The 20,602-nt window shown below is 71.2% G+C and carries 27 protein-coding genes; 15 read left to right on the forward strand and 12 right to left on the reverse strand.

What is annotated here, in order from left to right; all coding sequences use genetic code 11:
- Positions 1 to 63: 63 nt before the first annotated feature.
- The gene (locus QRX60_RS09710; RefSeq protein WP_286000435.1) at positions 64 to 627 is read left to right on the forward strand and encodes a TetR/AcrR family transcriptional regulator; all 564 of its coding nucleotides are present in this window, start codon (positions 64 to 66) and stop codon (positions 625 to 627) included.
- Here QRX60_RS09710 and QRX60_RS09715 read toward each other — a convergent pair.
- Positions 624 to 1,112: a GbsR/MarR family transcriptional regulator gene (locus QRX60_RS09715; protein ID WP_286000436.1), complete on the reverse strand. Its 489-nt coding sequence runs from the start codon at positions 1,110 to 1,112 to the stop codon at positions 624 to 626. The genes QRX60_RS09710 and QRX60_RS09715 overlap by 4 nt on opposite strands.
- 94 nt (positions 1,113 to 1,206) lie before the next feature.
- Here QRX60_RS09715 and QRX60_RS09720 point away from each other — a divergent pair, with 94 nt between their 5' ends.
- Positions 1,207 to 2,103, forward strand: a complete 897-nt coding sequence (locus QRX60_RS09720; protein WP_286000437.1) for an ABC transporter ATP-binding protein — start codon at positions 1,207 to 1,209, stop codon at positions 2,101 to 2,103.
- A complete protein-coding gene (locus tag QRX60_RS09725; RefSeq protein ID WP_286000438.1) occupies positions 2,100 to 3,734 on the forward strand; it encodes an ABC transporter permease in 1,635 nt (544 codons plus the stop codon). Before QRX60_RS09720 ends, QRX60_RS09725 begins: the two co-directional genes overlap by 4 nt.
- Here the strand turns inward: QRX60_RS09725 and QRX60_RS09730 are convergent.
- Both QRX60_RS09730 and QRX60_RS09735 read right to left on the reverse strand, forming a co-directional pair.
- Positions 3,731 to 4,210 (reverse strand): hypothetical protein, encoded by a 480-nt coding sequence (locus QRX60_RS09730; RefSeq protein WP_286000439.1) that lies wholly within the window; start codon positions 4,208 to 4,210, stop codon positions 3,731 to 3,733. The two genes, QRX60_RS09725 and QRX60_RS09730, sit on opposite strands and share 4 nt — an antisense overlap.
- A gap of 39 nt (positions 4,211 to 4,249) precedes the next feature.
- Positions 4,250 to 4,573, reverse strand: a complete 324-nt coding sequence (locus QRX60_RS09735; RefSeq protein ID WP_286000440.1) for a hypothetical protein — start codon at positions 4,571 to 4,573, stop codon at positions 4,250 to 4,252.
- A 127-nt stretch (positions 4,574 to 4,700) separates the two neighbouring features.
- Here QRX60_RS09735 and QRX60_RS09740 point away from each other — a divergent pair, with 127 nt between their 5' ends.
- Positions 4,701 to 5,918: an MFS transporter gene (locus QRX60_RS09740; RefSeq protein WP_286000441.1), complete on the forward strand. Its 1,218-nt coding sequence runs from the start codon at positions 4,701 to 4,703 to the stop codon at positions 5,916 to 5,918.
- Here the strand turns inward: QRX60_RS09740 and QRX60_RS09745 are convergent.
- Positions 5,904 to 6,452, reverse strand: coding sequence for a TetR/AcrR family transcriptional regulator (locus tag QRX60_RS09745; protein ID WP_286000442.1), 549 nt, complete (start codon positions 6,450 to 6,452; stop codon positions 5,904 to 5,906). The genes QRX60_RS09740 and QRX60_RS09745 overlap by 15 nt on opposite strands.
- A 95-nt stretch (positions 6,453 to 6,547) precedes the next feature.
- Here QRX60_RS09745 and QRX60_RS09750 point away from each other — a divergent pair, with 95 nt between their 5' ends.
- Positions 6,548 to 7,309, forward strand: coding sequence for a nuclear transport factor 2 family protein (locus tag QRX60_RS09750; RefSeq protein WP_286000443.1), 762 nt, complete (start codon positions 6,548 to 6,550; stop codon positions 7,307 to 7,309).
- On the opposite strand, the gene QRX60_RS09755 is transcribed toward QRX60_RS09750, so the two are convergent.
- The 3 genes from QRX60_RS09755 to QRX60_RS09765 all read right to left on the reverse strand — a co-directional run bounded on the left by QRX60_RS09755 (position 7,272) and on the right by QRX60_RS09765 (position 8,987).
- Positions 7,272 to 8,060, reverse strand: a complete 789-nt coding sequence (locus tag QRX60_RS09755; RefSeq protein ID WP_286003544.1) for a metal-dependent hydrolase — start codon at positions 8,058 to 8,060, stop codon at positions 7,272 to 7,274. The genes QRX60_RS09750 and QRX60_RS09755 overlap by 38 nt on opposite strands.
- Before the next feature lie 58 nt (positions 8,061 to 8,118).
- Complete coding sequence (locus QRX60_RS09760) at positions 8,119 to 8,472, reverse strand: STAS domain-containing protein (protein ID WP_086862300.1); 354 nt, start codon at positions 8,470 to 8,472, stop codon at positions 8,119 to 8,121.
- A 206-nt stretch (positions 8,473 to 8,678) separates the two neighbouring features.
- Positions 8,679 to 8,987 (reverse strand): WhiB family transcriptional regulator, encoded by a 309-nt coding sequence (locus QRX60_RS09765; RefSeq protein WP_284744532.1) that lies wholly within the window; start codon positions 8,985 to 8,987, stop codon positions 8,679 to 8,681.
- A gap of 163 nt (positions 8,988 to 9,150) precedes the next feature.
- On the opposite strand from QRX60_RS09765, the gene QRX60_RS09770 reads away from it, so the two are divergent.
- The 3 genes from QRX60_RS09770 (at position 9,151) to QRX60_RS09780 (ending at position 10,822) form a co-directional block, all read left to right on the forward strand.
- A complete protein-coding gene (locus QRX60_RS09770) occupies positions 9,151 to 9,567 on the forward strand; it encodes an ATP-binding protein (RefSeq protein WP_155548577.1) in 417 nt (138 codons plus the stop codon).
- Positions 9,564 to 10,343, forward strand: coding sequence for a SigB/SigF/SigG family RNA polymerase sigma factor (locus QRX60_RS09775; protein ID WP_286000444.1), 780 nt, complete (start codon positions 9,564 to 9,566; stop codon positions 10,341 to 10,343). The genes QRX60_RS09770 and QRX60_RS09775 overlap by 4 nt, the downstream gene beginning before the upstream one ends.
- Before the next feature lie 62 nt (positions 10,344 to 10,405).
- A complete protein-coding gene (locus QRX60_RS09780; protein WP_286000445.1) occupies positions 10,406 to 10,822 on the forward strand; it encodes an ATP-binding protein in 417 nt (138 codons plus the stop codon).
- On the opposite strand, the gene QRX60_RS09785 is transcribed toward QRX60_RS09780, so the two are convergent.
- A complete protein-coding gene (locus QRX60_RS09785; protein WP_286000446.1) occupies positions 10,823 to 11,314 on the reverse strand; it encodes a MarR family winged helix-turn-helix transcriptional regulator in 492 nt (163 codons plus the stop codon).
- A 41-nt stretch (positions 11,315 to 11,355) separates the two neighbouring features.
- Between QRX60_RS09785 and QRX60_RS09790 the strand changes: the two genes are divergently transcribed.
- Positions 11,356 to 12,330 (forward strand): aldo/keto reductase, encoded by a 975-nt coding sequence (locus tag QRX60_RS09790; RefSeq protein ID WP_286000447.1) that lies wholly within the window; start codon positions 11,356 to 11,358, stop codon positions 12,328 to 12,330.
- Positions 12,331 to 12,348: 18 nt separating this feature from the next.
- The gene (locus QRX60_RS09795) at positions 12,349 to 12,987 is read left to right on the forward strand and encodes a nitroreductase family protein (RefSeq protein ID WP_286000448.1); all 639 of its coding nucleotides are present in this window, start codon (positions 12,349 to 12,351) and stop codon (positions 12,985 to 12,987) included.
- Between the two features lie 77 nt (positions 12,988 to 13,064).
- Here the strand turns inward: QRX60_RS09795 and QRX60_RS09800 are convergent, their stop codons facing one another.
- The 4 genes from QRX60_RS09800 to QRX60_RS09815 form a co-directional block, all read right to left on the reverse strand.
- Complete coding sequence (locus QRX60_RS09800) at positions 13,065 to 14,408, reverse strand: cellulose binding domain-containing protein (protein ID WP_286000449.1); 1,344 nt, start codon at positions 14,406 to 14,408, stop codon at positions 13,065 to 13,067.
- Between the two features lie 9 nt (positions 14,409 to 14,417).
- Positions 14,418 to 15,167, reverse strand: a complete 750-nt coding sequence (locus QRX60_RS09805) for a 3D domain-containing protein (RefSeq protein ID WP_286000450.1) — start codon at positions 15,165 to 15,167, stop codon at positions 14,418 to 14,420.
- Positions 15,168 to 15,343: 176 nt separating this feature from the next.
- Positions 15,344 to 15,982 carry an alpha/beta fold hydrolase gene (locus QRX60_RS09810; protein ID WP_286000451.1) on the reverse strand — a complete coding sequence of 213 codons (639 nt, stop codon included), beginning with the start codon at positions 15,980 to 15,982 and terminating at the stop codon, positions 15,344 to 15,346.
- A 10-nt stretch (positions 15,983 to 15,992) separates the two neighbouring features.
- The gene (locus QRX60_RS09815; protein ID WP_286000452.1) at positions 15,993 to 16,673 is read right to left on the reverse strand and encodes an HNH endonuclease family protein; all 681 of its coding nucleotides are present in this window, start codon (positions 16,671 to 16,673) and stop codon (positions 15,993 to 15,995) included.
- A gap of 178 nt (positions 16,674 to 16,851) precedes the next feature.
- On the opposite strand from QRX60_RS09815, the gene QRX60_RS09820 reads away from it, so the two are divergent.
- The 5 genes from QRX60_RS09820 to QRX60_RS09840 all read left to right on the forward strand — a co-directional run bounded on the left by QRX60_RS09820 (position 16,852) and on the right by QRX60_RS09840 (position 20,600).
- The gene (locus QRX60_RS09820) at positions 16,852 to 17,895 is read left to right on the forward strand and encodes a tetratricopeptide repeat protein (RefSeq protein WP_286000453.1); all 1,044 of its coding nucleotides are present in this window, start codon (positions 16,852 to 16,854) and stop codon (positions 17,893 to 17,895) included.
- 85 nt (positions 17,896 to 17,980) lie between these two features.
- Positions 17,981 to 18,601, forward strand: a complete 621-nt coding sequence (locus QRX60_RS09825; RefSeq protein WP_286000454.1) for a D-sedoheptulose-7-phosphate isomerase — start codon at positions 17,981 to 17,983, stop codon at positions 18,599 to 18,601.
- The gene (locus tag QRX60_RS09830) at positions 18,598 to 18,846 is read left to right on the forward strand and encodes a HypC/HybG/HupF family hydrogenase formation chaperone (protein ID WP_286000455.1); all 249 of its coding nucleotides are present in this window, start codon (positions 18,598 to 18,600) and stop codon (positions 18,844 to 18,846) included. Before QRX60_RS09825 ends, QRX60_RS09830 begins: the two co-directional genes overlap by 4 nt.
- Positions 18,847 to 18,852: 6 nt before the next feature.
- The gene (locus QRX60_RS09835; RefSeq protein WP_286000456.1) at positions 18,853 to 19,542 is read left to right on the forward strand and encodes a D-sedoheptulose-7-phosphate isomerase; all 690 of its coding nucleotides are present in this window, start codon (positions 18,853 to 18,855) and stop codon (positions 19,540 to 19,542) included.
- Complete coding sequence (locus QRX60_RS09840; protein ID WP_286000457.1) at positions 19,539 to 20,600, forward strand: NADH-quinone oxidoreductase subunit B family protein; 1,062 nt, start codon at positions 19,539 to 19,541, stop codon at positions 20,598 to 20,600. The genes QRX60_RS09835 and QRX60_RS09840 overlap by 4 nt, the downstream gene beginning before the upstream one ends.
- Positions 20,601 to 20,602: the final 2 nt, after the last annotated feature.

The raw sequence follows: 20,602 nt of genomic DNA on the forward strand, positions 1-20,602 counted from the left end.
TGAACACTCACCAGGTAGGGTGAGTGTTCACTAACCGGACTGAGAAAGCACTGAGGAGCGGGCATGGGAAGCCGCGAAGAGATCGTCGCCGCGGCAGCGAAGGTGATGCGCGAGCAGGGCTACGCCCATGCGACGACCAAGGTCATCGCGCAGACCGCGGGCTACTCGGAGGCGATGCTCTACAAGCACTTCCGCGACAAGACCGACCTGTTTCTCAGCGTGCTCTCCGACGAGCTGCCGGCACTGGGCGCGACCCTGGCCGAGCTGACCGCGGACCCCGGGCGGGCACCGCTGCGGGACAACCTCGTCCGCGTCGCGCGGCTCGGCGTGGCGTTCTACCTGGACAGTTTCCCGATCGCCATCTCGATGTTCTCGTCACGGGAGTTGCTGCGCTCGCACCGGCAGCGAGTGGGTGGCGTCGGACCGCGCATTCCCCTGAAGGGCGTCGAGGACTACCTGCGGGCCGAGGTGGAACTGGGAAGGCTCAAGGCGGGCACCGACGTCGAGGCGGCCGCTTCCCTGCTCCTCGGCGCGTGCTTCCAGCAGGCGTTCCTGGCCACGTTCGAAGAGCGCGAGCCGGCCGACCTCGCCGACCGGCTCGCGGACACCCTGCTCGCCGGGCTCTAGGCGTTCTTCTCCTCGCGGAGCTTGTGCCAGCGCTCGTACATGCCGTTGAGCTCCTCCAGCATGAACGACAGGAAGTCCCGCATCTCGGCGAGCCGCTTCCCGGAGGGCGAGTCCTCGCCGAGGGCTTCGATGCCGTTCTCGGCCGCGTCGCGCCACATGACGATCATGCGGTCGCGCTTGAGGAACGTGGCGTACCAGAGGTCGTCGTAGAGGCGGTAGTGGTCGCGGCGCTCGCCGGGCTCGCGCTCCTTGGCGACCAGGCCGATCTGCTCCAGGTAGCGCACGGCACCGGAGATGGCCGCCGGACTGACCGACAGCTGCGCGGCCAGGTCGGCGGCGGTCAGCCGGCCCTCGTCTGTGGTCATCAGCGCGGCGAACACCCGCGCGGACATCCGCTGCATCCCGATCTGCGAAAGCACGAGCCCGAGGCTCTCGACGTACCGGCGGACGGCGTCTTCATCTCGCTTCGTGTCAGGCGTCGTCATCGGCCCATCCTCCCGTACCGCCCCCAGCAAGATCACTCGATCTAGACATTTTCTTAACTTCACAACTTCGTGAAATCAGTGTAGCTTCCGAAGCATGGAAAACGCCATCGCGATCTCCGGCCTCCACAAGTCGTTCGGCCGGACGAAGGCCCTCGACGGCCTCGATCTGCAGGTACCCGCTGGGGAGGTGCACGGCTTCCTCGGCCCGAACGGCGCCGGGAAGTCGACCACCGTCCGGGTCCTGCTCGGCTTGCTCCACGCGGACCTGGGGGACGTCCGGCTGCTCGGCGGCGACCCCTGGAAGGACGCGGCGAGCCTGCACCGCCGCCTGGCCTACGTGCCCGGCGACGTCAACCTCTGGCCCAACCTCTCCGGCGGCGAGGTGATCGACCTGCTCGGCCGCCTGCGCGGCGGGCTCGACGAGAAGCGCCGCGCCGAGCTCATCGAGCGGTTCGACCTCGACCCGAAGAAGAAGGGGCGGACGTACTCGAAGGGCAACCGGCAGAAGGTCGCCATCGTCGCCGCCCTCGCCTCGCGGGTCGACCTGCTGATCCTCGACGAGCCGACGTCCGGACTCGACCCGCTGATGGAGGCGACGTTCCAGTACGCCATCCAGGAGGAGCGCGAGCAGGGCCGGACCGTGCTGCTCTCCAGCCACATCCTCGCCGAGGTCGAGGCGCTGTGCGACAAGGTGAGCATCATCCGCAACGGCCGCACGGTCGAGTCCGGCACGCTGGCCGAGCTGCGCCACCTGACCCGGACGTCGATCACCGCCGAGCTCGCCGGACCGCCGAACGGGCTGGCCAAGCTGGCGAACATCCACGACCTCAAGGTCGACGGCAACCGCGTCCGGTTCGACGTCGAGACGCGCTCGCTCGACGACGCCCTGCGCCAGCTCACCGAGGTCGGCGTCCGCAGCCTGGTCAGCCAGCCGCCGACGCTGGAAGAGCTGTTCTTGCGGCACTACACCACCGAAGCGAGCGCGAAATGACCGCGACGCTCGAGCGCCCCGCCGAGGTCGTGCCCACGCACGAGCTGGCCGGCACCTGGCACCTCACCCGGCTCGCGCTGCGCCGCGACCGCATCGTCCTGCCGATCTGGATCGTGCTGCTGAGCATCGTCCCGGCCAGCACGGTCAAGACGTTCACGCAGTTCTACCCGACCGTCGCCGACCGGCAGGCCCTGCAGGCCGGCGCGAACACCAACCCGTCGTACGCGCTGCTCTACGGGCCGCCGTTCGACCTGACCACCGCCGGCGGGTTCATCGCCTGGCGCACGTGCGGGTTCCTGGCGCTGCTCACCGGGCTGATGGTGGTCTTCACGGTCACCCGGCACACCCGCGCCGAGGAGGACACGGGCCGCGCGGAGCTGCTCGCGTCCGCGGTCGTCGGCCGGTACGCGGCGCTGACGTCGGCCGTCCTGGTGGCCGGCGGGGCGAGCGTGCTGATCGGCCTGATCCAGTACGGCAGCATGGTCGGCGCCGGGCTGCCCGCCGCCGGTTCACTCGCCTTGGGCGCGTCGGAAGCCTTGACGGGACTGGTCTTCACGGCCGTCGCGGCGGTCGCCGTCCAGCTCGCCGAGTACTCCCGCACGGCCAACGGGATCGGCACCGCCGTGGTCGGCGCCGCGTTCCTGCTGCGCGGCGCCGGAGACTCCACTGTGGACGCTCGCTGGCTGTCGTGGCTCTCGCCGATCGGCTGGGTGCAGCAGGTCCGCCCGTTCGCCGGGGAACGCTGGTGGGTGCTCCTGCTGCCGGCGGCCTTCGCGCTGGTCGTCGGCGCGGCCGGGTACTGGCTGCTGCCGCGGCGCGACGTCGGCGTCGGCATCCTGCCGCCGCGGCCGGGCCCGGCGCAGGCGGCGGCGGGCCTGCGGACGCCGTTCGCGCTCGCCTGGCGGCTGCACCGCGGCCCGCTGCTCGGCTGGACCGTCGGGATGGCCGTGGTCGGCGCGGTGTTCGGCTCGATCGCCAGCGGCATCGGCGGCCTGGTCGGCTCCAGCCCGCAGGCGCAGGAGATCATGGCGCGCCTCGGCGGCAGCGAGGCGCTCACGCAGGCGTTCCTCGCCGCCATGGCCGGGATGTTCGCGATGGTCGCGTCGCTGTACGGGATCCAGGCGGTGCTGCGCATGCGCGGCGAGGAAACCGCGATCCGGCTCGAACCGGTGCTGGCCACCAGCGTCGGCAAGCTGCGCTGGGCGGCGGGTCACCTCGTGTTCGCGTTCTTCGGCACGGCGTTGCTCCTGCTGGCCGGCGGGCTGTTCATGGGCCTGGCCAACGGGTTGCGCACCGGCGACGTCGGCGGCTCGGTCGGCAACTCCCTCGCCGGGATGCTCGTCCAGCTGCCCGCGGCGTGGGTCGTGGTCGCACTGGCGGTGACGATCTTCGGGCTGCTGCCGGGCTTTTCGGCCGCGGCCTGGGCCGTCGGCTCGCTGGCGCTGCTGCTGAGCCTGTTCGGCCCGGTCGTCAACCTGCCGCAGGCGGTGCTGGACGTGTCACCGTTCCAGCACCCGCCGAAGATCCCCGGCCAGGAGCTCGTCGCGACCCCGCTCGTCTGGCTCACCGCGATCGCGGCCGTCGCCCTGGTCGCCGGCCTGGTGGGCTGGCGGCGCCGGGACGTCGGCTAGCGCGGCTTCAGCTCGTGGCCGGGTCCGGCCACCAGCTGGGCCTGCGGCCCCGCCTTCCCGCAGGCGGGGCCGCCCGGTTCGGTGAAGGCGGGGGTGACGGCCACGGTGTGCGGCTTGCCGTCGTCGAAGCGGACGGTGACCCGGATCGGCTCGGCCGGCAGGCCCGGGATGTCGGCGAAGCCCTGCAGGCCGCCGGTCGGGACCATCGAAGCGCCACAGGAGCTGTCCGGGCCGGTTCCCGTGCAGGACGTCGGCCCCGCGGCCGTCTCGGGGAAGAGGCCGACCGGGCGCGTGACGCACTGGCCGCCCCAGCACGCCTCGAGCGTCGCGCGGGTGATGCCCGCGGGGTCCGGGACGGTCAGGCCGATGCCGACCGGGGTGCCGATGGCCGGGCACCCGGCCTCCGTCCCCGAGCCGGCCTGGCCGCACCCCGCGGTGACGAGCACGATTGCCGCGATCCACCGAATTCTTCGCATGCCGATCAGACGGAGACACTCGCGCGCGGGTTGCACGAGTCAGTCGCGCCAGACACTGGTCAACGACAAGGCGGGCGAGGTCGACGTCGGTGTGGTGGAGGTCGGCGAAGGGGTCACCGTCACCGCCACGACGCTCGTGGTGGTGCTCGGCGGCGAGGTCGTGACCGACGTGACGGTGGAGGGCGGCACCGACGCGGTCACGGTGACCGGCACGGCGGGCACGGTGCTGGTCGGCGGGGCGACGACGTCGGCGGGTTTGGGGGCATGCCGCCCCGCGACGAGCAGCGCGGCCACCAGCAACCCGGTGGCGAACCCCGCCAGCCCGGTCACCGCGGCGGAGCCCCAGGTAGGTCGGCCGTGCATCCGGTCACCCCCTCGCCACGCGCAGCGCAGGTACGAGGACTAACTCGCGTTGATCTTAGCTTCTGTTACCTACCGTGCGACTTGAGTCTGCTTGACTCAACTTTGTTGAGCGTGGCACGTTGGGATCATGCGGGTGCTGGAGAACCGCGACTTCCGCCGCCTGTGGCTGGCCGACCTCGTGAGCCAGCTCGGCAGCCGGATCGACGTGCTGGCGGTGCCGCTGCTCGCGGCCACCGCGCTCGGCGCGCCGGTCTTCGAAGTCTCGCTGCTGCGGACCGCGGAAACCCTCCCCTACCTGGTACTGGGCCTGCAGGTCGGCGCGTGGTGCGACCGGATGCGCCACCGCCCGGTGCTGATCGCGGCCGACGTCGGCCGCGCGGTGCTGATCGGGTCGATCCCGGTCGCCGCGCTGTTCGGCGTGCTCGGCCTGGCGCACCTGCTGGCCGTCGTCTTCGGGGTCGGGCTGCTCGGCGTGTTCTTCGACATCGCGCACCAGACCTACGTCCCCCGCCTGGTGCCGCGCGAGCAGCTGCCGGAAGCGAACGCCCGGCTCCAGACGAACCTGTCGATGGCAGCCGTCGCCGGCCCGAGCCTGGCCGGGCTGATCATCCAGGCGCTCGGCACCGCGGCCGCCTTGGCCGTCGACGCCGTCAGCTACCTGTGCTCGGCCCTCTGGCTGCGCCGGATCGAGACGCCGGACGCGCGCCCGGACCCCGGCGAGCGGCGGTTGCTGCGCGAGATCGCCGACGGGCTGCGGCTGGTCCGCGGCGACCGCGTCCTGCTGGCGGTCAGCGTCCACGGCGCGGTGTCGAGCTTCTTCCAGTCGGTGCACCTGGCGATCGTGATCGTCTTCCTCGCGCGCGACGTCGGGCTCTCGCCGTGGGCGATCGGGCTGCTCGGCACGTCGACGCTGACCGGCGCCCTCACGGCCGGGCTCATCGCGCGCCGGATCGGCGACCGGATCGGCGGCGCGCGGGCGCTCTGGGGCGCGGCGGTGCTGTACGGCCTGGCCTACCAGCTCTACCCGTTCACCGGCCGCGGCTGGGCCCTCGCCTGCTACGTCGTCGCCGGGTTCTTCGCGAGTTTCGGCGTCATCGTGCTGAACGTCTTCGGCATGAGCTTCCAGCAGTCCGCGGCGCCGCCGGAACTGCTGGGCCGGGTCAACTCGATCACGCACACGCTGGTGTTCGGCGCCATCCCGCTCGGCAGCCTCGCCGGCGGCGCGCTGGCGAGCGCGTTCGGCATGCGGGTGACGCTGCACATCGCGGCGGCGGGAGTGCTCGCCTCGGCCGCGATCCTGGTGTGCTCGCCGGTGCGGAAGCTGCGCGACCTAGTTCCCGGCTGACGCGCGCAGGCCGTCGACGACCACGCGGACCAGGTGTTCGCGGCCCGGCGCGTACCGCTCGACGGCGAGGCAGCCGACGATGAGGGCGCGCAGGTCGTCGCCGTCGATGTCCTGCCGGACGACTCCGGCAGCCTGGGCCCTGCGCAGGAGTTCTCCATACGCCGCACGGAAGTCGTCGCCCGCGCCGGCCTTGAACGCGTGCCCGCCGGTCTCGGCCAGCGCGTCGCAGATGGCACGGTTGAGCGACGCCTGCTTGATCACGCGGACGAAGTAGTCGAGGAAGACTTCGCCGGGGTTGTCGGCCGTGGCGAGCGCGCGTGCCTCTTCGGCGAACTGCTCGATGCGTTCGAGGACGACGGCCTGGAAGAGCGCCTCCTTGCTGGGGAAATGCCGGTAGACGGTCCCGGCGCCGACCCCGGCCAGCCGCGCGATGTCGTCGAGCGGCACGGCGAGCCCGTCGGCGGCGAACGCCTCTTCGGCGGCAGCCAGGACCTTCGCCCGGTTGCGCCGCGCGTCCGCGCGCATCTTCTCCATGTCTTCTCCTCGTTGACAAACGGAGTGCACGCTCCGTATTGTCGTAAGCGGGTGCACCGTTCCGATTCAACGTCCAGTCTTCCAGGAGAATTCCGATGCCTCGCACCGTGCCCGAAATCGCCTCGCTGGTCAGCCAAGGGATGTCCACATTGGACACCACGCCGTTCGCGGACCTCTTCGCCGCCGACGCGGTGTACGAGCTGCCGTTCCTCGGCCACCGCGTCGAAGGCCGCGACGCGATCCTGGCGCGCCTCGCCGCGGCCGGCGCGCGGGCCCGCGACCTGGGCCTGCGGGAAGCCCAGGTCGCGGCGGAGGTGACGGAGACAGGGTTCGTGCTGGAGCTCGCGGTGGCCGGCCGCCCGTCGTCGGTCGGGGTGGTGACGGTGGCGGGCGGAGAGATCACGGCGTACCGCGACTACCCGAACCTCTCCGTCGCTTCGCTGCGCACGCGCGAAGTCTTCGACCGCTTCCTGGCCGCGTCCGTCGAGAACCGCTGGGACGACCTGGCCGACCTCTACGCCGAGGACGTGACCCTCGAAATGCCCTTCACCCTCCCCGGCGTGCCCCGCGTGACGAAGGGCCGCGAAGAACTCCGCCGCCGCTTCCACGCGGCCGGTGCGGTGCGGCGGGTCGTGGGAGCCGGCAACGTCGTGGTCCACGAGACGGCGGACCCGGCGGTGCTCGTCGCGGAGTTCGACCTGCACCAGGAGCTGCGCGGCACGGCTTTCACGGTTTCCTACGTCATGGTCATGACCGTCGTGGACGGCCGGATCGCGCACACCCGCGACTACACCGACACCGCCGCGGCGGCCGAGCGGGTCAAGGCGTTGTCGCCTGCTGGCTCGCCGGCGGGATGAACAGCCGCTCGAACATGCTCACCGAGTGGTCCCACACCCCCGGCACCAGCAGGACCGCGAGCACCGCGAACACCGGGAAGATCAGCCGCTTCTCGACCTTCTTGCCCGTCTTGAACCGCAGCACCCGAGGCGGCCGGATCTCGTACCAGGTCTCGCCGGCGATCGGAATCGGGAACAGGAAAGGACATCCGGCCTCGGTGAGCGCGTCACCGAGGCAGTGGGCCAGGCAGCCGGCCGCCACGGCGACGCCCAGCCAGCCCGTGATGGCAGCCAGCTCTCCCGCCCGGTCGGGCGGCGCCGTGAAGAACCACCAGGCCACCGCGGCCCCGCTCACCGGCAGCAACCAGTCGCCCAGTGCGCCTTCCGCCAGCATCAGCCCGAAGACCACCACGCCGACGACCGCCCACGGACCGCCGGTCTCGGTGCCCCACGACGTCAGCGCGCCGAGACCCGCCGCGAACAACACAGTGTGGGACAGGTGACGGTGCTTGCCCGTCACCTTCTCGTCGCGCGGGCCCTTCGTCAGCGCGTAGAACGCCGCCGACACCCGGCGCAGCAGCCACGACAAAGCACCCGTCAGCCAACCGAGCAGACGGGACGCACTCGCTCCGGGGTGATCGAGGTCGGGCAACAGGGCGAACCCCGCTGTCGTGGCGGCGAAAACCACCGCTTGGTGCACCGACCCCGCCCCGACCGCGGGCGCCAGGGCCAAGCCCGCGCACCAGCCGGTCAGGGCATGCGTCCGCCCCATCATCGTGCCGCCCCCAGATCCGCGAACCGAAATCAGTCCGCCGGACCGTAGCGGGCGGTCAGGCTTGGGGGTCTTCCGACACGCTCAGGTGTTCGGCCACGCCGGTGAGTTCGATCACCCGGCTCACCGCGGGGCTCGGGACGACCTCGAGTTCGACGTCCTGCTCGCCGGCCTGGCGTTGTGCGCGGAGCACCACGTTCAGCGCGGAGGAATCGAAGAAGGTCACCCCGGTCAGATCGGCCACGACCCGCTGCGCGCGCTTGTCCGCGATCAGCCCCGCCAGGGCCTCCTGCAGCTGCGGGCTGGTGAGCAGGTCGAGCTCGCCGGTGACCACCACCCGGGGCTCCGTCGCGTCGGTGTCCAGCGTGATGCCGAACCCGGGCGGGGTGGCGTTCTGGTCGGCTGCGGGCATGCAGTTTCTCCTCGTCAGGCGCTGCTCCTGCGCCGGGTACGCGCCTGTTGTCTCAAGCGGCAACCGTGTCACCGTGCCTTCCCCGAAGCTCGTGGTGGCACGGTCAAGGCAACTCCGGGGCCAACCCTAACCCAGGAAGCGGCCGAGCCCGCCACGGCCGCCGCCCTTTCGCGCGGGGTACTCACGTGCGATCGAATCCTGCCTGGTCAGTGCGCACTCATCACCTTCCGGGCCGCCCTGCGTTGCCGCAGGAACAGCTGCCGCCGTTCGATCTCACCGAGGCCGCCCCAGATGCCGTAGGGCTCTTGTACCGTCATCGCGTGCGTGCGGCACTGGGCCAGGACCGGGCAGGTCTGGCAGATGGCCTTGGCCCGCGACTCGCGGCGCTCCCGCGCCGAACCCCGCTCGTTGTCCGTGTGGAAGAACAGGCTGCTGTCCGCGCCGCGGCACGAGCCGCGAAGCTGCCATTCCCACTCTTCAGCAACCACGTTGGGCAGCCGGCTGACGTCAGCCATGTCGTCCCTGCCTTTCCCAGGATCAGCATGTCGATCGCTACATGCCCGCCGGTGGAGCGGATCAAACGCGGGTTTGGTTTGCTCACCCCACGGGCATCTCGCGACCGGGCGTGAAGAGGACATCGCCGAACACCTGGAGCGCGAGCCGGAGAAAGGAACAAACGTGGAGGACAACGCCCCGCTCGTCCCGGAAGGCGCGCAGGTCATCGAGGTGCGGACGGCCGCGATCCCGCACGTCGTGCCGACGTTGCGCACCATCGTGGCGGACATCGCCATGCGCCAGGACTTCGACCTCGACGCGGTCGAGGACCTCCGGATGGCGGTGGACGAAGCGTGCTCGCTGCTGCTCCCCGCCAGCTCGGACGGTCGGCTCACCTGCGTCTTCTCGTGGAGCGGGCCGCGCATCGAGGTCTCGGTGTCGGTGCTTTCGGACACCCCCGACCACGAGGACGACTCCGGCCTGTCGTGGCAGCTGCTGACCGCGCTGGCGACGTCGGCCCAGCGCACCGTGACCCCCGAGGACGGCCGTTACCTGTCCCGGGTCGACCTCGTCCGGGAGAGCCAGGCGGCGGACTCGTGAGCGATCCCGCCGGGAGCAGCGGGAACGACCTCGACGTCGGCGCGCTGTTCACCCAACTCGCCGCGCTGCCGGCGGGCTCCCCGGAACGCGAGCGCGTCCGGGACACCCTGGTGCGCAGCCACCTGGAGCTCGCGCGCAACCTGGCCCGGAAGTTCCGCAACCGCGACGAGGCGATGGAGGACCTGGTCCAGATCGCCACGGTCGGGCTCATCCACGCCGTCGACCGGTTCGACCCCGAGCAAGGGACGGACTTCCTGGCCTTCGCCGTCCCCACCATCTCCGGGGAGCTGCGGCACCACTTCCGGGACAACAGCTGGTCGGTGCGGGTGCCGCGGCGGCTCAAGGAGCTGAACGCGAACATCTCCGCCGCGCGCGAGGAGCTCACCGTGCAGCTCTCGCGCGCGCCCAAGCCCAGTGAGATCGCCGCCCGGCTCGGCGTCCCGATCGAGGACGTCTACGAGGGTCTTCGCGCTGGTCAAGGCCGCTACGGCGCGTCGCTGGACCACCTGCTGGAGAACGCGGCGCACACGCGGTTCGGGGCGCCGGACGCCGAGCTGGGCCAGGCCGAGCTGCGCGAGGCGCTGCGCCCGATGCTGGACAGCCTGCCGGAGCGGGAGCGCAAGATCGTCGCGCTGCGGTTCGGGTCCGGGATGAGCCAGTCGGACATCGCTCGCCGCGTCGGGGTCTCCCAGATGCAGGTGTCGCGGTTGCTGGCCGCGACCTTGAAGAAGCTGCGTTCGGGCCTGGACGAATCCGAGCTCGCCGACGGCACCTGATTAGCCGCTCACGCGCTTGGGTACTTCGCGGACGGTACCGGAACTCACTGGGAGGGGGACCGATGGCGACGAACATCCCGCAGCGCACCGCGGTGCCGGTCGCGCCGCTGACGGTGCTCCTCCCCGACGACGTCACCGCTCCGGCCCGGGCCCGGCACGAGGTCCGCTCGATGCTGCTCGGCTTCGGCCTGGACGAGCCGCAGCTGGACGACGTCCTGCTTGCCACGTCCGAGCTGGTCACGAACGCCTTCGAGCACGGCGAGGGCCCGCAGCGGCTCGAACTGGCCTACTTCGAAGGCCAGCTGACGCTGCGGGTGCACGACAGCGGCAGCATGCTGCCCGAGCTGCGGGCGCCGTCGCCGGCCCAGGCACGCAGCCGCGGGCTCGTGCTGGTCCAGGCGCTGGCCGAGGACTGGGGCTTCGAGGTCTGCCCCGGCGGCAAGTTCGTCTGGGCCGTCTTCCGCATCCCCGGCGCCTGATCAGGGCTCCAGCAGTTCGCGCGCGGCGGCCGTCTCCCCGATCCGCTGCCGGAAGGGCTTGCGGTCCAGCGCTTCGACGATCGCTTCCAGCACCCCGCGCAGCGGGTAAGGCAGCTCCGCTTCCAGCGCCTCGGACGCCTCGGTCGTCGCCGTCCACTCCGCTTCGATCAGCGGGAGCAGCTCACGCGTCTTCGCGGTGAGCGACACGATCCGCTGCCGGGCGTCGGCACCCGGTTCGAGGCTGACGAGCCCGGCGCGGTTCATCTGCGCGACGGTCTGGCTGGCCGCCGAGTGCGTCACACCCATCTCCGAGGCGAGGTCGCGGATGGCCAGCGGACCACGCGCGAGCAGCGCCCGCACCACCCCCGAGTACCGCGGGCGGTATTCGGCGAGGCCGATGTCGGCGAGGAACTTCGCCACGTCGCTCTCGAGGACCTCGAGGACGTGCCGCATCCGGGTCCCGAGTCCGTCCGGACCCGAAGTCATGGCCATGACGGCCGATCATAGGCGGGGCCGTGTGCTTGGATCGCGGCATGGAGAACCGCAAGATCACCCGGCTGGGCCGTGACGTGTCCGTCGTCGGGCTCGGCTGCTGGCAGCTCGGCGCCGACTGGGGTGAGGTCGACGAGAACGACGCCCTGGCGGTGCTGCACGCGGCGGCCGACGCCGGCGTCACCTTCTTCGACACCGCCGACGTCTACGGCGACGGGCGGAGCGAGCGGCTGGTCGGCCGCTTCCGCGCCGAGCGCGACGTGTTCGTGGCGACCAAGATGGGCCGCCGCGTCGAGCAGGTGCCGGAGAACTACGTCGCCGCGAACTTCCGCGAGTGGAACGACCGGTCGCGCCGCAACCTCGGCGTCGACACGCTCGACCTGGTCCAGCTGCACTGCCCGCCGACGCCGGTGTACTCGTCCGACGCGGTGTACGACGCACTGGACGAGATGGTTTCCGAAGGCCGCATCAAGGCGTACGGCGTGAGCGTCGAGACGTGCGAAGAGGCGCTGACGGCGCTGGCACGGCCGAACGTCGCTTCCGTGCAGATCATCCTGAACTGCCTGCGGCTCAAGCCGCTGGAGCGCGTCCTGCCGGCGGCGGCCGAGGCGGGCGCGGGGATCATCGCGCGGGTGCCGCTGGCGTCGGGCCTGCTGTCGGGGCGCTACACGGCGAGCACGACGTTCGCGGCCGACGACCACCGGAACTTCAACCGCCACGGCGAGGCCTTCGACGTCGGCGAGACGTTCTCGGGCGTGCCGTACGAGGTCGGCCTGGAGGCCGTCGAGCGGCTGCGCGGGCTCGTTCCGGCCGGGCAGACGCTGGCGCAGTTCGCGCTCCGGTGGATCCTCGACCAGCCGGGCGTGAGCACGGTGATCCCGGGCGCGCGCAACGCCGCGCAGGCGACGGCGAACACGGCGGCGGCCGGTCTGCCGCCGTTGTCCGACGAAGCACTGGCGGGCGTTCGCGAGACGTACGACGAGCTGATCCGGCCGCTGGTGCACGATCGCTGGTAGGCCCGGCATGATGGGCCGATGATGACGCCCGAAGAGCTCCTGACGACCACCAGGACCGTCCGCAAGCGCCTCGACCTCGACCGGCCCGTGCCGCTCGACCTGGTGAAACACTGCATACAGGTGGCCCTGCAGGCGCCGAGCGGCTCGAACACCCAGCGCTGGCAGTGGCTGGTGGTCACCGACGCCGGCCAGCGGGCGGCACTCGGGCAGATCTACAGCCGGGCGTGCCACGAGTACCTGGAGTCGCCGAACGCGGCGGGCAAGCAGTTCGCGGACGACCCGTCGCGGGCTCCGGTGCAGAAGCGGGTCGGCGACAGCGTCGCGTACCTGGCCGACCGGATGGGCGACGTCCCGGTGCTGGTGGTGCCCTGCCTGGAGACGGCGTCGGCGGAGCTGCCGGCGGGCAACCAGGCGGGGATGTGGGCGTCGCTGCTGCCGGCGGTGTGGAGCTACATGCTGGCGGCCCGCTCGGTGACGCTGGGAACGGCGTGGACGACGCTGCACCTGAAGTACGAGCAGGAGGCGGCCGAGGTCCTGGAGCTGCCGAAGAACGTCCACCAGGCGGCGCTGATCCCGACGGCGTTCTACACGGGCGACACGTTCAAGCCGGCGGCGCGCCAGCCCCTCGAAGAGGTGCTGCACCTCGACCGCTGGTGAGCCGTGCAGGCCTCCTTGCCGGGGCGGAGGGGGACGTCGGCAAGGAGGCCGTCACGGCCTTTCGGCGGCCGGGTGGCTCACCCCGTGTACGCCTTGAAGATGTTCGTGAACTCGTACAGCGACTGGGAAATCCCCGAGCACGTCGCCACCGCGCCGCCGCCCGGACAGCCGCCGTTGTCGCGGCCCGCCGACCAGAAGCCGATGCTCGCCACGTGGTTCGCCTGCGCGTACGACAGCAGCTGCCGGGCCGCCGCCTGGTCGGTGACCGAACCCGTGTCGTTGCGGCCGATCATCGGGGTCAGGCCCAGGAGCCCCTTGACCTCGGCGTCGGACTTCGCCGGCCAGATCGTCTTCAGCTGACCCAGCGTCGCGTTCGCCGCGGAGACCAGGGCGTCACCCCATGAGCCGCTGTAGCCGAAGTCCATCAGCATCGGGTTGACCACCACGTTCAGCCCGCGCGACGCCGCGTCCTGCAGGATCGACACCGAGAACGGGTCCATCCCGTAGTCCTGGCCCTGGATCCGCATCGTGTAGCTGAGGTGCGTGCCGCGTTGCTGCTGCAGCCGCAGCAGGGCCTGGTTGACCACGGCTGTCGGGATCGACGCCTCGACGTCGACGTCCAGGCTGTTGCTGCCCACCGCGTCCAGCGTCTTGACGTACGCGTTGTAGAGCGCGTCCACCGAGCCGCACACGTTCTCCAGGTACGGGCCGAGCGCTCCCCCGGACGCCACCGTGACGCCGCCGCCCAGATTTCGCAGCGCATTGACGTCGTTGATGATCCGCGAGTCCAGCAGCGGGACCGTGCCGCCCCACTGCGGGTCGCAGCCGAGGCTGCTGCCCAAGGCGAAGGCGAGCGTGAAGTTCTTCTGGCCCGTCGCGTTCGCCACCGAGACCAGTGACGGCGTCGCCATCGTGATGTCGAGGTAGGGCGACACGCGCGCGCTGCCCCCGGTCGGCGGCGGCGTGGTCGTGCTCGGCGTGGTCGTGCTCGGCGGGGTGGTGGTCGCCGGGGTCGTGGGCGTGGTCGTCGGGGTGCCGCCGCCGGCGCACGGCCGGCCGTTCAGCTTGCAGTTGGCGGGCAGGCCGCTGCCGCTGACCAGGAACCCGAAGCTCGTCGACGCGCCCGCGGCGACGGTGCCGTTGTACTCGCGGTTGACGAACGAGTGGTGGGCGCCGCTCGGGGTGTCGAGCGCGTCCCAGTACGACCCGAGCGTCGAGCCGGCCGGCAGGTCGAACTCCAGCTTCCAGCTCGTCAGCGCGGACGTGCCCGCGCTGATCGTGTACTTGGCCTGGTAGCCGGAACCCCAGTCGGAATCCTTGGCGAACGCCGCCGACGGCGCGGTGGCGGCCGTCGCCGGCGAGACGACGAGGACCGTCGCCACCGAGAGGATCGTCGCGGCGAGGGCGAGCTTGGCTTTCACGGTCCCTCCTCAGCGCACGGTCAGGGTGAGCCGCTGGATGCCCCAGGCGTCGGCCTGCGAGCCGGGCAGCCAGACGTCGACGATGTCGTCCTTGATCCAGCTGCCGATGTCCGCGGCGTAGCACTCGCCGTAGCCCGGCACGGAGAACCTGGTGCCCCACGGGATGTTCCGCGCGTCGACGGCGCAGAAGCCCGGCCCAGCGCTGTAGCCGAGCGCGGTCTGGGCGACGTCGTTGTAGGACGTGACGCGGTAGGTCAGCGTGGTGCCGGCCGGGATGCGGTAGGCCGCGAGGTGATTGCCGCCGTCGAGGCGGTAGGCGGTCGAGATCTGGCCGAGCGAGCCCGGCGAGTTGTCCTCGGCCGTCATCGCGTAGAGCTGGTAGTTCGCGTCCTGACAGGGGCTCGCGTCGGTGACCGTGAGCGTCGGCTGGCCCCAGTCGCTGATCCACTGGAGGGCCTGGCCGTTGCGGAACGCGCGGTACGCCTTCGCGCCGGCGACGCGGGCGAAGGTGAAGGTGACCTTGCCGTCGGAGCCCAGGCCGCCGGCGACCGAGCCGGGCGCGGGCAGGCGGTTGCTCACGTCCACGGCGCCGACGAGCGTGCCGGGACCGTGGCCGCCGGTGACCGGGCGGTCCGGGATGGTGCCTTGGTAGAAGTGCTGGCAGGCGGGCAAAGAAGCCGCCGACGCGGGTGCGGCGGGAGCGGCGAGGAGGCTGCCGGCGGTGAGGGCCGCCAGCCCGAGGACCCTGGCGAAACGCATGACGGAGTGACCTCCATGGTGGGGACCGGGGTGGAGGTGACGCAGGTGGGGAGGTGCGGGTTCGCCGCGGAACTGACGTTAAGTGGCCTGGACCACACAGTCAATAGGTCTAGACCTTTAAGTTTCCGGGTCCGCCGAACGGCCCAGCGCCCCAAGGTGGCCTTGGGGCGCTGGGGTTACAGGTAGCCGACCAGGCGGTCGGCGATCTGGGCGGGGTGGCTCAGCGGGGCGCAGTGCGGGCCGTCGACCTCGTCGGCCTCGATGCCCAGCCGCTCCCGGGCCACCTTCCGCTGGAAGTCCGGTACGAAGAACCGGTCGTCACGGCAGAGCAGGACCCGGGTCGGGACGTCCGGGTGGGCCGGCAGCGGCCACGGCTCGTCCCACTCCTTGCTCACCTGGTCGCGCCCGCGCGCCATGCCCTCCTCGGCCAGCTCGAGCGGGACGCCGTTGAAGTACGTCTCGATGTCGCTGAGCCCCTCGGGCCCCGAGAAGCCCGTGTTCCCCCACCACTGCCCCGGTGGCTCCCCCGGCGCCGGGATCATCCCGGCCAGGTACACCAGCAGTCTCGCCCGCGCCTTCTCCGCGACCAGCGGCGCCGTGAACCCGCCGTAGGAATGGCCGACGACGGCGACGTCCGTGCGGTCGCCCAGCTCCGCGAGCACGGTTTCGGTGAACGACGCCAGCCCGGCCGACGAGTCGGTGATCGGCAGGTCCGGCGCGATCGCGTCGTGGCCGCGTGCGGCCAGCTCCGGCACCAGCCGATGGAAGTCCCACCCGCTGCCGCCGCCCCCGTGGATCAGCGCGAACGTCGTCATGCCGGCCAGCTCAGCAGCGCCGCAGCATGTCCGTCAAGGCCATTTTCTCCCCTTGCGTGACGGTCAGCCCGTAGTAGTGCTTCACCACGATCCAGTCGGTCGCGTAGGTGCACCAGAACGCCACGAGCGGCGGTTTCCACTGGTCGGGCGCCTTGTCGCTCTTCTGCTGGTTGAGGTTGTCGGTGACGGCGAACAGCTGCGGCCGGGTGAGGTCGTTGGCGAACTGCTCGCGCTTCTCGGTCGTCCACGACTTCGCGCCGCTGGCCCAGGCCTGCCCGAGCGGGACCATGTGGTCGATGTCGAGGTCGGTCGCCTTGGTCCAGGTCTCGTCGTCGTAGACGCTCTTCCACGTCCCGGACGTCGCTTTGCAGTCCTTGTCCGTCTTCACGTCCGTGCCGGCGCGCTTCAGCACGACTTCGCGGGTGTCACACCCTGACCCTTGGCTGTCCCAGTGCGGGAACTTCTCCCGCGAGTAGCCGTCCATGGACGTCCGCGCGGCGATGGTGAGTTCGTCGAGCTGCTTCTGCGCGTCGGCCGCGCTGACCGGAACCGGTGCCGGGGAGGACGACGGCGGCGGGGTCGCACCGGAGCTTCTGCTCGTGGCCCAGTACCCGAAGAGGGCGATCGCCAGGATCGCGACTACCAGCAGAGATCGTTGGGTCACGCTGAGCCGAAAGCCGCGGGCCGCCACGAATTTCTCCTCTCGAATTCACCTGAGCGCGGCGTAGTCTCACCCCTGCCGGCCTGGGAAAACCGCGCCGACACGACGACCTGGCGCGAATGTGACCTCGCCCACCCTCAGCTGAGGTGTCACACCGGGCCGATCATCTGCGACTACCGGAGCAGGACCCATCCGGAGGGAGCAGCCGATGCCCGGCCGGCTCAAGAAGTTCGACGAGTTCTTCCAGCGCAAAGCCGCCGAGGGCGGCAACGTCGTCGCCATGGCCCGCATGGGGTCGGCGATGCGCGAGCGCGGGGACCTCGCCGAGGCCGAGACGTGGTTCCGCAAGGCCGCCATGGGCGGCGACCGCGTCTCCATGACCTCGCTCGCCCACCTGCTCGCCGAACGCGGCGCGCAGGACGAGGCCGAGCGCTGGTACCACGAGGCTGCCCTGGCCGGCGAGCCGCACGGCATGCTGAACCTCGCCCGGTCCTACGAGCGGCGCGGCAAGCGCGAAGACGCCCAGCACTGGTACGGCGAGGCGGCCCGCACCGGCGACCTGCCCTCGATCGCGGCGCTCGGGCACCTGCTGCGCGAGCAGCGCCGGACCGAAGAAGCCGAGACGTGGCTGCGGCAGGCCGCGGACGCCGGGATCACCAGCGCGATGATCGACCTGGGCATGGTGCTCCGCGACCGCGGCCAGGCCGCCGAAGCCTCCCGCTGGTGGCGCTCGGCCGTGCAGGCCGGCGACCTCGCCGCCACCTGCCAGCTGGGCAGGCAGGCCGAACGGCTCGGCCGGCCCGGCGACGCCGAGTCGTGGTACCGGCAGGGCGCGACCGGGGGGCACGTCGAGGCGATCGTCCGGCTCGGGCTGCTGCTGCACCGCCGCGGCGACCTCGAAGAGGCCGAGAACTGGTACCTCGACGCCGCCGAGCGCGGCGACCCGGCCGCGATGACCAACCTCGGCGTGCTCGCCCGCAACCGCGGGGACGAGGGCGAGGCCGCCGCCTGGTACCGCAAGGCCGCCGAGCACGGCAGCGTCCCCGCGCTCACCAACCTCGGGCACCTCGCCGAGCACCGGGACGACCTCGCGGAAGCGGAGCGGTGGTTCCGCCGGGCCGCCGAGACGGGCGACGTCCAGGGAATGCTCAGCCTGGCCCGGATGCTGCGGTCGCGCGGGTCCGGCCATGAGGCCGAACAGTGGCTCGCCCGGGCGGAGCACGTCCAGGGCGACCGAGAGCACCACTTCTGACCGTTCGATCTATTGTGTGATCCAACTCACAGCTCTAGCCTGATTGTGGGCTCCCACCACCGAGCAGCCCGGAGGAAGTACCGCGATGTCGTGGTCACCGAATCACCCGGACTCCGTCGACGCCCTCTTCGAGCGCCGGAAGGCGCCCGTGCTCTCCCTGGCCGACGACGCCAGGACAGTCGCCGAGGCGTGCCACGACATGGCCCGCCGCTTCCACCGCGGCGGCAAGCTCGTGGTGTTCGGCAACGGTGGTCCCAGCACCGACGCCCAGCACGTGGCGGTGGAGTTCGTCCACCCGGTGATCGTCGGCAAGCGCGCGCTGCCGGCGATCTCGCTGACCGCCGACGTCGCGACGGTCACCGGCGTCGCCAACCGCGTGGGCCTCGAAGACGTCTTCGCCCACCAGCTGCGGATCATCGGCGAACCGGCCGACATCGCGTTGGGCATCTCGGCCGACGGCGAGTGCGCCAACGTCCGCCGCGCTCTCGAAACGGCCCGGGACCTCGGGATGCTCACCGTCGCACTGACCGGTGGTAACGGCGGCGCGATCGCCGCGACTACCGGGCTGGACCACGTCTTCATCGCCCGCTCGGCCGACCCGCGGATCGTCAAGGAGGTGCACGTGACCACCTACCACGTGCTGTGGGAGCTGGTGCACGTCTTCTTCGAACACCCCGGCGTGCTGACCCCGGAGGTGGCGTCGTGAGCGCCAGTGACGCCGACAGAGAAGTCGGCCCCGTCTGCCACGACGGGGTGTGCATCACCTGCTCCGACACCGCGGTCGAAGTGACCGTGGTCGAACTCCTGGACCTCGGGTTCGCCGTCGTGGACACCGGTTCGGGCCGGGAAGAGGTGAGCGTGGCGCTGGTCTCGGCCGGCGTCGGCGACCGGATCCTGGTGCACGCCGGGGAAGCCATCGCCCGCCTGGAGAACACCCAGCCGAGGAGTTGACGCGCGATGACGCGGGAACAGTTCCCCGTGGACGCGGACGGTCTCGAAGCGCTGTACCCGTTCCTCTACGCGGGTTCCAGCGACGTCGACGCCGTCCTCGACCACGTCCGGAAGTCCACTGTGGACAAGGTGCACGAGATCGTCGCCCTCCGGGCCGAAGTGCTCGCGGCCGACCGCGAGCGCCTGTTCGCCTGCGCGCAGGACGTCGCGCGCGCGTTCGCCGGTGGCGGCCGGCTGCTCGCGTTCGGCAACGGGGGCAGCTCGACCGACGCCCAGGACCTGGCCAGCCTGTTCCTGAGCCCGGCGGGCGACGCCCGGCCGTTGCCCGCCTTCGGGTTGACGAACGACATCGCCGTGGTGACCGCCCTTTCCAACGACATCGGGTTCGACGTCGTGTTCGCCCGGCAGATCGGCGCGTTCGGGCGGCCCGGCGACATCGCGGTGGGCCTGTCCACCAGCGGGAACTCCGCGAACCTGGTGCGCGCCTTCGACGAAGCCGCCCGGCGCGGCATGGTGACCGTCGGCATCGCCGGCTACGACGGGGGGAAGATGGCCGAGCTGGACAGCATCGACCACCTCTTCGTCGTCCCGTCACCGTCCGTGCACCGCATTCAGGAAGCCCAGACGACCCTTTACCACGCGCTGTGGGAGCTGACCCTCGGCGCGCTCGACGAACTCGGGGTTGATCAGCCGTGACGCATGCCGCAGAGAAGACCGAGACCGAAGAACAGCCCATCCACATCCTCTGGATCAACGCCGGCCTGTCCTGCGACGGCGACTCCGTCGCGCTGACGGCCGCCACGCAACCGAGCATCGAGGAAATCGTCCTCGGCGCTTTGCCCGGCCTGCCCAAGATCGCGGTCCACTGGCCGCTGATCGACTTCGAGTGCGGCCCCGACAAGGGGGCCGACACCTTCATCGAGTGGTTCTACAAGGCCGACCGCGGTGAGCTGGAACCGTTCGTGCTGGTCGTCGAGGGTTCGATCCCGAACGAGTCGATCAAGGACGAAGGCTATTGGTGCGGGTTCGGCAACAACCCCGAGACCGGCCAGCCGATGACCACCAGCGAGTGGCTGGACCGCCTGACCCCGAAGGCGCTCGCCGTGCTGGCCGTCGGCACCTGCGCCACCTACGGCGGCATCCACGCGATGGAGGGCAACCCGACCGGCGCCATGGGCGTGCCCGACTACCTGGGCTGGGACTGGAAGTCCGGCGCCGGCATCCCGATCGTCTGCGTGCCCGGCTGCCCGACCCACCCGGACAACCTGTCCGAGACCATCACCTACCTGCTCTACCAGGCCGCCGGGCAGGCGCCGATGATCCCGCTCGACGACCACCTGCGGCCGCAGTGGCTCTTCGGCGCGACCGTGCACGAAGGCTGCGATCGCGGCGGCTACTACGAACAGGGCCAGTTCGCCGACACCTACGACTCGCCCAAGTGCCTGGTGAAGCTGGGCTGCTGGGGTCCCGTCGTCAAGTGCAACGTGCCCAAGCGCGGCTGGATCAACGGCGTCGGCGGCTGCCCGAACGTCGGCGGGATCTGCATCGGCTGCACCATGCCGGGCTTCCCGGACCGGTTCATGCCGTTCATGGACGAGCCGCCGGGGGCGCACCTCTCGGCGTGGGCCAGCGGCGCGTACGGGTCGGTGATCCGGCGGCTGCGGAAGATCACCGAGCGCAAGGCCGACAAGGAGCCCCGGTGGCGGCACACGGGCAAGAAGCTCGACACCGGCTACCAGTCTTCTTGGCGCTGAAA

Origin of the sequence: Amycolatopsis mongoliensis (assembly GCF_030285665.1) — a bacterium.
In the GTDB taxonomy this organism is placed as follows: Bacteria; Actinomycetota; Actinomycetes; order Mycobacteriales; family Pseudonocardiaceae; genus Amycolatopsis; species Amycolatopsis mongoliensis.

What these genes read in the sequence shown, in the direction of transcription:
- QRX60_RS09785 (WP_286000446.1), bottom strand. Translation starts at nt 11,314, where the DNA reads ATGGCCATGACTTCGGGTCCGGACGGACTCGGGACCCGGATGCGGCAC.
- QRX60_RS09795 (WP_286000448.1), top strand. Translation starts at nt 12,349, where the DNA reads ATGATGACGCCCGAAGAGCTCCTGACGACCACCAGGACCGTCCGCAAG.
- QRX60_RS09765 (WP_284744532.1), bottom strand. Translation starts at nt 8,987, where the DNA reads ATGGCTGACGTCAGCCGGCTGCCCAACGTGGTTGCTGAAGAGTGGGAA.
- QRX60_RS09780 (WP_286000445.1), top strand. Translation starts at nt 10,406, where the DNA reads ATGGCGACGAACATCCCGCAGCGCACCGCGGTGCCGGTCGCGCCGCTG.
- QRX60_RS09825 (WP_286000454.1), top strand. Translation starts at nt 17,981, where the DNA reads ATGTCGTGGTCACCGAATCACCCGGACTCCGTCGACGCCCTCTTCGAG.
- QRX60_RS09710 (WP_286000435.1), top strand. Translation starts at nt 64, where the DNA reads ATGGGAAGCCGCGAAGAGATCGTCGCCGCGGCAGCGAAGGTGATGCGC.
- QRX60_RS09715 (WP_286000436.1), bottom strand. Translation starts at nt 1,112, where the DNA reads ATGACGACGCCTGACACGAAGCGAGATGAAGACGCCGTCCGCCGGTAC.
- QRX60_RS09730 (WP_286000439.1), bottom strand. Translation starts at nt 4,210, where the DNA reads ATGCGAAGAATTCGGTGGATCGCGGCAATCGTGCTCGTCACCGCGGGG.
- QRX60_RS09720 (WP_286000437.1), top strand. Translation starts at nt 1,207, where the DNA reads ATGGAAAACGCCATCGCGATCTCCGGCCTCCACAAGTCGTTCGGCCGG.
- QRX60_RS09790 (WP_286000447.1), top strand. Translation starts at nt 11,356, where the DNA reads ATGGAGAACCGCAAGATCACCCGGCTGGGCCGTGACGTGTCCGTCGTC.
- QRX60_RS09745 (WP_286000442.1), bottom strand. Translation starts at nt 6,452, where the DNA reads ATGGAGAAGATGCGCGCGGACGCGCGGCGCAACCGGGCGAAGGTCCTG.
- QRX60_RS09740 (WP_286000441.1), top strand. Translation starts at nt 4,701, where the DNA reads ATGCGGGTGCTGGAGAACCGCGACTTCCGCCGCCTGTGGCTGGCCGAC.
- QRX60_RS09820 (WP_286000453.1), top strand. Translation starts at nt 16,852, where the DNA reads ATGCCCGGCCGGCTCAAGAAGTTCGACGAGTTCTTCCAGCGCAAAGCC.
- QRX60_RS09725 (WP_286000438.1), top strand. Translation starts at nt 2,100, where the DNA reads ATGACCGCGACGCTCGAGCGCCCCGCCGAGGTCGTGCCCACGCACGAG.
- QRX60_RS09805 (WP_286000450.1), bottom strand. Translation starts at nt 15,167, where the DNA reads ATGCGTTTCGCCAGGGTCCTCGGGCTGGCGGCCCTCACCGCCGGCAGC.
- QRX60_RS09810 (WP_286000451.1), bottom strand. Translation starts at nt 15,982, where the DNA reads ATGACGACGTTCGCGCTGATCCACGGGGGCGGCGGCAGCGGGTGGGAC.
- QRX60_RS09755 (WP_286003544.1), bottom strand. Translation starts at nt 8,060, where the DNA reads ATGGGGCGGACGCATGCCCTGACCGGCTGGTGCGCGGGCTTGGCCCTG.
- QRX60_RS09735 (WP_286000440.1), bottom strand. Translation starts at nt 4,573, where the DNA reads ATGCACGGCCGACCTACCTGGGGCTCCGCCGCGGTGACCGGGCTGGCG.
- QRX60_RS09750 (WP_286000443.1), top strand. Translation starts at nt 6,548, where the DNA reads ATGCCTCGCACCGTGCCCGAAATCGCCTCGCTGGTCAGCCAAGGGATG.
- QRX60_RS09760 (WP_086862300.1), bottom strand. Translation starts at nt 8,472, where the DNA reads ATGCCCGCAGCCGACCAGAACGCCACCCCGCCCGGGTTCGGCATCACG.
- QRX60_RS09835 (WP_286000456.1), top strand. Translation starts at nt 18,853, where the DNA reads ATGACGCGGGAACAGTTCCCCGTGGACGCGGACGGTCTCGAAGCGCTG.